We start from the raw sequence: 9,416 nt of genomic DNA on the forward strand, positions 1-9,416 counted from the left end.
GAAACGGTGAATACACAGCCGCAGCCTTCTTCCGAACGCATCTTTGCCCGTTTTCTGGATATTGAGCGGCAAGCGCGGGCTGCAAGCAGCACAGAAGAGCTAGCTTACTGCATCGTCAACGACAGCCAGCCGCTATTCAGTTTTCGCCATGCCGCCCTCGTGATTAACGGTAAGGTGCGCGCCGTAACTGGTGTGACACAACCCGCTCCTCACGCGCCCTTTGTCGCCTTTGTCGAACGCGCCTGTGCGCAGTTATCATCCACTGATAAGAAAGCATTGGCTCAATGCAGAGTGATTCAAGCCTCACAGCTTGATGAACAAAGCCGTAAAGATTGGCAGGCGCTATCTGCTCCCGAGGCATTGTGGTCCCCCCTCAACGATCGTCAGGGAAACCCCTTCGGTGCGATCTGGTATGCAAGAGAGCAGCCATGGCAGAGTACCGATCAGGTACTAGCAGAGCAACTCAGTGGAGCTTTTAGCCACGCCTGGCTGGCTCTCGAACCACAAACGACCCGTTGGCGTCGTCGGGCTCGGTGGAAAATCGTCGTACCTGCACTGCTACTGCTCGCTTGCCTGTTCATTCCGGTGCGCCAATCCGTGTTGGCACCCGCCGAGGTTATTCCTCATCAAGGCCGTGTCGTCGCCGCCCCGCTGGATGGCGTGATCCAATCCTTTACCGTGTTACCAAACCAGAGTGTGCGTCAAGGAGACGTATTGGTTCGTTTTGACAGTACAACGCTGAAAGCCCAGGCAGATGTAGCCGAACGTGCATTGAATGTCGCCGAAGCGGAGCATCGTGCGAGTTCTCAACGTGCGTTTCAGGATGCGGACTCCAAAGCCCGGCTCGACTTTCTCGCCGCTCAGGTGGCACAAAAACGAGCGGAACGCGATTATGCCAATGCCTTGCTGAGTCGCACCGAAATCCGCGCCGAACGGGATGGCATTGCAGTATTTGCCGACGCAACGCGCTGGATGGGGAAACCGGTACGCACCGGCGAACGCTTGATGGAACTGGCAAACCCCGCGCTCACCGCGTTACGCATCGAGTTGGACGTGGGCGACGCCATCCAGTTGCAGCAAGAGGCGCCCATTACACTGTTTCTGGACAGCGATCCACTGACGCCACACGCCGCATTATTAGAGCGTATCGCCTATGAGTCGGAACAGACACCAGCCGGCAATCTGGCCTATCGTCTGGATGCACGCTTCACTGATACACCTCCCCGTATCGGCCTGCGCGGTACGGCAAAAATTTCCGGCAACTATGTTCCCCTTGCCGTTTATTTGTTCCGTCGACCGCTGGCCGTGATCCGTCAGGCTATTGGGCTATGAATCCGCATCTGCCTCCCCTGCGCGCTGACCTTCAATTGGTAGAATCGGCTCCTGGCATCAACGGAGCCCCGCAGTGGGTGCTGTCCGATCCTATAACCGGGCGTTATTTTACTCTGACCCCCTCGGCTATCCGCCTGCTGCGTCATTGGCCATTGCGCCAGCCGCAGCAAATATTGGCCGCCGCCAACAGTGAGCCCGGCCTGCCGCTGAGAGTAAAAGAGTTGGAGCAACTGCTACAGTTCCTGCGCCAGCACGATTTGATCGCGGCAAGCGATGTGGAACAACGTCAGCGCTATCTGGGCAAAGCTCAGGCGATGCGTACCAGCTTGTGGAAAAGTGTGCTGCACCAGTATCTTTTTTTCCGTATTCCTCTGTGGCGACCCGATCCGGCACTTAACCGCTGTTGGCCGTGGCTACAGCGCTATGGCACACCCTTTCTGATTTGGGGTTTTCCATTAGTCCTGCTGCTGAGTTTATTTTTGGTCAGTCGAGACTGGGTACGTTACACCCATTCGTTTCCACACCTCTTTAGCCTTTCCGGTATGGCCGTGTTCGGCGTCTCTCTCGTGTTCGCCAAATTTATCCATGAGCTAGGCCATGCCTTCATGGCCAAACGGGCAGGCTGCCGTGTGCAAAGCATGGGCGTTGCCTTTATCGTGTTATTTCCCTTGTTTTACACTGACACTACCGACGCCTGGAAACTGAAGGATCATCGAGCACGTTTGCTGATCGGCGCGGGCGGCATTCTGGCCGAACTGATGTTGGCGGTTATTGCGCTATTGACCTGGGCATTACTGCCAGATGGCCCGGCACGAACGGCAGCTTTTATGCTCTCTAGCGTAACCTGGCTGACCACGTTGGTCGTAAATCTCAACCCTTTGATGCGTTTCGATGGCTACTTTTTGCTGAGTGATTACTGGCGCGTAGAAAATCTGCAAGAACGCGCCTATGCGCTCTGCCGTTGGCGGTTGCGGGAAAGTCTGTTCGGCCATGGTCACCTAGCGCCGGAAAACCTCTCCCCATCTCAGCAACGCAAACTGCTGGTGTGGGGCTATGCCTCCTGGATATGGCGCTTTTTCCTGTTCTTTGGCATTGCGCTGGTGGTTTACCACTTTTTTATCAAGGTGATCGGCATTGGTTTAATGCTGGTTGAAATCGTCTGGTTTATCGCGCTACCGATAGCCAAAGAAGCCTATGCCTGGTGGTCAATGCGCAAATCAATACACGCTATCGCTTTTTTGCGCAGCGCCCTGCTGTGCTCGGCACTCTTGTTTATCTTGCTCTATCCATGGGGTGGCAGTATCCACATTCCTGCCGTATTGGAAGCCGAGAAGGTCAGTACCCTCTACAGTCCGGTACCGGCGCAGGTTAACCGGCTACACGTTACAGATGGTCAGCGGGTGGATGCCGGAGATATTCTGCTGGAACTGACGTCAGTCGATCTGGATTATCGCCTCGATATTGAGCGTCAGCGTATCACCCAGTTACAACAGCAGCGACAGCGTGGAGCGGCACGACAGGAAACCGCGAGTGAAATTCAGGTCATGGATCGGCAGTTAGCTGAAGCGCTGGCACGCTATCGAGGGTTGGCAGCACAGCGTCAACGCTTAACGATTGTGGCACCGCAAGACGGCACGGTACGTGATATCGCGCGCGATATGACTGCTGGACGCTGGCTCACTGCCGATATGCCACTACTACGCGTTGTAGAACCCACTCACGGCAAAGTGCTGGGCTATCTGCCCGAAGATCATCTGGCGCGCGTCAAAGAGGGCATGCGTGGCGTGTTTATCGCCGATGATCCCGCCTATCCACGTTTAGCGGTGCAACTGCATGCCATCGCCCCCACTGGCAGCGCCTATTTGCAACAAGAGATGCTGGCATCCGATCGCCACGGGCCTATCGCCGTACGCCGCGACCGCGACCACAATCCTCAACCCGTGCAGGCACAGTACCGCGTTCATTTCATCGTACAGGAAGATCAATTCCTGCCGCTGCAACAGCCCCTACGGGGCAGCGTCATTCTGGAAGGAGAAAAGGAATCTATTCTTGGTACGGTGTGGCGTCGGGTAGCGGCACTGGGTATCAGGGAAAGTGGTTTTTAGCGGGTTGGTTATTCTCAACATATACGCCTGCCTTAACTAATATCTGGAGCAGGAGATGCTCAAGATTCCGTAGAAAAGCGTTACACCTTTCCTGATTTCATCAGTTAATAAGATTACTTAACGTTTTCACGTATCTATTGCGCCGAACACACACTACATTTTATTAACAAATAAATTTCTCTCTGGTTTTTTTATTACATTGATAACATACACATATCGCAGCAATTTCAGCACATCCCTCCTTTGATAAGCCAAGCCAAATCAAATTAATATCAATTAAAATCAATAAATTAAAAAATAAAATCTTTTTCTTATCGGACGACGTAAAAGCCTATTGCTAGTTTCACTTTTTATATGTAATTTTGTTTTTATTGTTTACATAAAATTACATGTTACTTAGCAAGTGAAGTTAGGCATCACAAGACCAAGCATCGAAATCATCAGATATATTTCACCCAGCGTGGAATTGTTCCCATTCCAAGGAGAGATGTTTATGAAATGCGCTCAACGTCTGTTTGCCAAATCGGTGCTCGCTGCTGTGATGGCTGTTGGTTTATTCCAACCGACATCCGCATCTGCATGCGCTACAGAGCCTTACATTGGCTCTATTTGTTATATGGTCACCAGTTATTGCCCAGAGGGATATCTTCCTGCAAATGGACAAACGCTGACAATCAATCAATATCAGGCGCTTTATGCCTTGATCGGAAATATTTGGGGAGGCTCTCTACAGCAAGGTAACTTTGTGCTCCCCGACATGCGTGGGCGCGTACCAGTAGGTGCTGGGCAAGGGCCTGGGTTAGCCAATGTCACTCGTGCACAAGTATTTGGGGCAGAGAATGTCTCATTGACGACAAGTAATATTGCCCCACACATACACCCGGCTACCATTACCGCTTCTGGAACCGTTAGCGGTACGGCTTCTGTCGCTATTCCTGTGGTAAACGGTGCGGCAACGACTAACGTACCAGACAACACGACATCATTGGCGACCACCTCGCCTTCGTTTGATTTAAGCTCGCTTGGGGGAGCTGATTCACCAGCGAAAATTTATAGTAATGCCGCACCCACTACGACGTTGAAGCCATTTTCCGCCCCGTTTAGTGCGACTAGCCTAACAGGTGTAACCATTTCCCCTAATATTGGCGGTACACCTTTCAGTGTTCGTAACCCCAGTGTGGGGCTAACGGCGTGCATCGCTACTTTAGGCATTTTTCCTGTAAACCCAAACTAATAACCACGCGCCCCCCTCCTTTTAAGGGGAGCGAAACACTTGTAAGGCTTTGAAAGTAAAAGCGTAATATGTAATCTGATGATGGGCATAGGAGTGGCCTGTTTGTACGCACAGTGGCAAGCGTACCGATAGTCCGTATTTAGTGACGACTTCCCGATATTAGCTGTAGAAAAATTATACGTACTAACACCACTCTGGAGTATGTCTTATGCTGTGGCGCCAATTATTTAGTAAGAAAAGTGACCGTCCAACTGACCACATTGAGCAGGCATATTCCGCCCCTCTTGGCTGTGTGCTTGAATCCCGCGTCTTATTTGACGGCGCAATAGCCGCAACGGCTACTCAGACTGAAACCGCTAATTCGAGTGACGCCACAGCCTCTTCTCATCCTGCACAGACTGCAAACCATTCTGCTGAGGCCGCATCGGAGAACAGTACATCATCCGAGCAGAATAATGCCACTCATGACATCACGACTGACGTCGTTGTACAGGCGGTTGCAGGCGAAACAACACGTAAAGAAGCCGTGTTTATTGATACAGCAGTGACGGATTATCAAACGCTGATCGATAACGTCCCCGCTGGCGTTGACGTGTTTTTATTGGATAGCAGCAAAGACGGCCTGAACCAGCTGGCAGCATGGGCTGAAACCCACAGGGGTTACGACGCGATCCATATATTGAGCCACGGTAGTGAAGGACAGATTCGCCTTGGTAATCTGACACTTGATAGTGCTACGGCAGAGGCACGCTCGGCCGACCTGGCTAAACTCGGCACAGCGCTAACACAGGATGGCGATCTGCTGCTCTATGGCTGTGATATCGCCCAGGATACAGGGAAAAGTTTTGTCTCTTTACTCTCACAGCTCACTCAGGCAGACATCGCCGCTTCGGATGATTTGACGGGCGCGACGGCCAAAGGTGGAAACTGGCAACTGGAAACAACGGTTGGCAGCATAGAAACGAACAATGCCGCACTGGGTGAAATAACGCAAGAGTACAATAACTTACTCGCTTCCCCGACCCTAGGCACTAATACATTCTCGCAATTTTCAGGCACGACTACATTTGTCAGCAGCCAGCCTGGTCTCCAATCCTATGATGATATCAGCAACGGTTTTACCTACGTTGCTTTCAGTACTGACAAAGTATCACTTCAAACTGCTACGGTAAGCGGTAATCAGGTCCTGAATACGATTGTTACTCCTGGGGGAGATCTTAACTATTTCGCATTTAAATCGACGGATGGCAGCGAATTCAAACTATCGAGTATTGATCTTAGAGGGCTAGGTAATTACGCATCAACGTTCACCATCACTGGGTATAAAGACGGTAGCGCGGTGGCAGGTGTAACGCAAACCATCACCCTCACGATACCATTCCAGACGGTGACGCTCTCCAATGCGTTTCAAGGTATTGACGAGGTGAGATTAACAACAACGACAATCGGTAACGGTACTGTTACATGGGATAACATCGTCACCGCACCTCTTGCCTCCACCGATAACGTTCCCAGCATAGTCGGCTCAGCGACCAATCCTACCTATACCGAAAACGGTGCGGCTGTCGGCCTGTTTACTGGTGTCAGCGTCAACACCAACGACAGTGGACAAACCTTTACCGGCGCGACATTGACCATCAGCAACGTGGCGGGCAACACGGAATATCTGACCCTTCACGGCATCAATGTGGCGCTGAGCCATGGTAACAGCGTCTCGCTCGGCAGTGGCTATGGTTCTGCCAGCGTTAGTCTGAGCGGCGGAATCGCCACGGTCAGTATCACGGGGGCGGCGCTGAGTAACAGCGACATGGGCAACCTGTTGTCCGGCATGACGTATGGCAACAGCAGCGACAACCCCGGCAATGCCACACGCACGGTGACGCTGACGCAACTGACCGATTCCGGTTCCAGCAACAATACCGTTGCGCCGAATATCAGCAGCGCTATCACCGTGGTGCCGGTGAACGATGCACCAACGGATCTGGCTCTCTCCAATACAACATTCGGCCAGTCTCTGGGCAGCAACGGTACTGTCGCCACCCTGACAGCGACCGATGTGGATTCCTCGGTGTTTACCTACAGTCTGGTGAGTGGCAGCGGCAGTACCGATAACGCGCTGTTCACCATTAGCGGAAACACGCTGAAAGCGGTCAATGCCGCAACCATGGCAGCCGGAACCTATTCCGTGCGTCTCCAGGTTTCCGATGGGCAAGCCACCTATGAGAAGGTCGTCACGCTGACAGTCGCTGACGATATCGCGCCTACGTTTGACGCGACACCGACGATCACCTCACCGACAACGGGCGGCTTTACCCTCAATACGGACCTCAATGAACGGGGTACCATCTATTATGTTGTGCTCCCCGACGGGGCCAGCGCACCAAGCGTTACCCAAATCATTAACGGACAGAACGCCTCAGGCAGCCTGCCATTCGCCTCCGGCAGTCAGGTATCCAACAGCCCCCCCTACAGTCAGTCCTTGACCGTGACAGGTTTAGCTGCGGCAACCGCCTATGATGTGTATGTGGTCGCCAGAGACAACGCTGGTAATGCCACCATCAGCGCCATCAAAGTTGATGTCACGACAACCTCAACCACCAATACCGCGCCGGTATTCAGCAATCTAAACGGCGGAGCCACCTATACCGAAAATGGCAGCGCGGTGGTGATAGACAACAATGTCACGGTCGCCGATACCGAGCTGGATGCCCTGAACAGCGGACTGGGCAACTATAACGGCGCCTCGATTACCATCGCCCGCAACGGCGGGGCCAGCAGCAATGATATTTTCGGCAACAGCGGCTTACTGGGAGCCCTGACACAAGGGCAAAACTTCACATACAACGGCACGGCGATGGGTAGCGTCACCACCAATTCGAACGGGACGCTGGCGCTGACGTTCAACAGCAACGCGACCTCGGCCATCGTTGACGCGGTGCTACAATCCCTGACTTATGCCAACAGTTCCGACAATCCGCCGACCAGCGTCACTTTGAACTGGACCTTCAATGACGGTTCGCTAAACAGTGTCGGCTCTAATCAGACAGTACTCTCTATTACGCCGGTCAACGATGCGCCGACCTTATCCAGTGGTGCCACGGTGACGCTGGTCACCACGACGGAAGACATCACCTCGTCGTCCACAGCGATATCATCGCTGCTAAGCGCCGCAGGTTACGCAGATGTGGACAACGGTGCCGTCAGCGGTATCGCGCTGACGGCACTGACCGGCAACGGGACGTGGCAGTACTCAACGGACAGCGGTGCCAACTGGTTCAACGTCGGTACGGTGTCTGACTCATCGGCGCTGCTGCTCAGTTCGTCAGCCCGGATTCGCTATGTACCGGACGGTGCTAACGGCGAAACCGCAGCGTTAGGTTTCAGAGCCTGGGATCAAACCAGCGGTACGGCAACAGCGGGGGCCAGCAAGGGGTTGGCAGATACCTCTATCGTTGGCGGCAGCAGTGCGTTCTCCATCAACAGTGCGCAGGCTGGATTGACGGTGAGCAACGTCAACGATGCGCCGACCTTATCCAGCGGTGCCACGGTTACACTGACCACTACAACGGAAGACGTCACCTCGTCGTCCACATCAATATCATCGCTGCTAAGCGCCGCAGGTTACGCGGATGTGGATAATGGTGCCGTCAGCGGTATCGCGCTGACGGCACTGACCGGCAACGGGACGTGGCAATACTCGACAAACAGCGGTGCCAACTGGTTTAGCGTTGGTACTGTATCCAGTTCATCGGCACTGCTGCTCAGTTCGACGGCACAAATTCGCTATGTGCCGGACGGCGCTAACGGCGAAACCGCAGCGTTAGGTTTCAGAGCCTGGGATCAAACCAGTGGTACGGCGACGTCAGGTGCGACCAGAGGGCTGGCGGATACCTCGACGACTGGCGGCAGCAGCGCGTTCTCTACCAATAGCGCGCAGGCATCGCTGGCGGTGACCGACGTCAATGATGCACCCACTGTCGGCAGCACTGTCAGTGGTCAAAGTGCGACAGAAGATGCAGCGTTCAGTTTCACCATGCCATCCGGTACGTTTGTTGACGTAGACAGCGGCGACACTCTGACCCTGAGTGCCTCGCAGGCCGACGGCTCGGCGCTGCCGGGCTGGCTGTCATTTAACCCGGCCACCGGCACCTTCTCCGGCACCCCTGCCAGTGGTGATGTGGGTAGCCTGACCATCAAGGTCACCGCCACCGATAGCAACACTGCCTCGGTCAGCACCACCTTTGAGCTGACCGTTACCAACGTCAACGATGCACCGGAGGTCTCCGGTACGATCCCGGCGCAGAGCATTGCGCAGGGCGGGAGTTTGAACGTCACCATACCCGCTGGCACCTTTACCGATCCGGATGGCGATACCCTGATGCTGAGCGCCTCGCAGGCCGACGGCACCGCGCTGCCATCTTGGCTAACCTTTAATCCAGCTACCGGCACCTTCTCCGGTACCCCTGCCAATGGCGATGTGGGTAACCTGATCATCCGCGTCACCGCCAGCGATGGTGATGCCTCTGTCAGTACCACCTTTGAGCTGACCGTTACCAACGTCAACGATGCACCGGAGGTCTCCGGTACGATCCCGGCGCAGAGCATTGCGCAGGGCGGGAGTTTGAATTTCACCGTACCAGCGGGCACCTTTACCGATCCGGATGGCGATACCCTGACGCTGAGCGCCTCACGGTCGGACGGCACCGCGCTGCCGAGCTGGCTGACTTTTAACGCCACCACTGGCA

4 protein-coding genes are annotated in these 9,416 nt (G+C 54.2%); all 4 read left to right on the top strand.

All coding sequences use genetic code 11. The annotated features are described in order from the left end of the window. Positions 1 to 6 precede the first annotated feature (6 nt). Positions 7 to 1,332, top strand: a complete 1,326-nt coding sequence (locus ACKPVM_RS19955; RefSeq protein WP_409311491.1) for an efflux RND transporter periplasmic adaptor subunit — start codon at positions 7 to 9, stop codon at positions 1,330 to 1,332. Next, on the top strand, positions 1,329 to 3,437 hold the full coding sequence (locus ACKPVM_RS19960; protein WP_409311492.1) for a site-2 protease family protein: 2,109 nt from the start codon (positions 1,329 to 1,331) through the stop codon (positions 3,435 to 3,437). The genes ACKPVM_RS19955 and ACKPVM_RS19960 overlap by 4 nt, the downstream gene beginning before the upstream one ends. A gap of 493 nt (positions 3,438 to 3,930) precedes the next feature. Beyond that, positions 3,931 to 4,671: a phage tail protein gene (locus ACKPVM_RS19965; protein ID WP_409311493.1), complete on the top strand. Its 741-nt coding sequence runs from the start codon at positions 3,931 to 3,933 to the stop codon at positions 4,669 to 4,671. Between the two features lie 208 nt (positions 4,672 to 4,879). Continuing rightward, the coding region (locus ACKPVM_RS19970; protein ID WP_409311494.1) for a DUF4347 domain-containing protein at positions 4,880 to 9,416 on the top strand (4,537 nt) is incomplete at its 3' end.

The organism is Pectobacterium hainanensis, assembly GCF_046237015.1.
Lineage (GTDB): Bacteria > Pseudomonadota > Gammaproteobacteria > Enterobacterales > Enterobacteriaceae > JBJYIN01.

What these genes read in the sequence shown, in the direction of transcription:
- ACKPVM_RS19960 (WP_409311492.1), top strand. Translation starts at nt 1,329, where the DNA reads ATGAATCCGCATCTGCCTCCCCTGCGCGCTGACCTTCAATTGGTAGAA.
- ACKPVM_RS19965 (WP_409311493.1), top strand. Translation starts at nt 3,931, where the DNA reads ATGAAATGCGCTCAACGTCTGTTTGCCAAATCGGTGCTCGCTGCTGTG.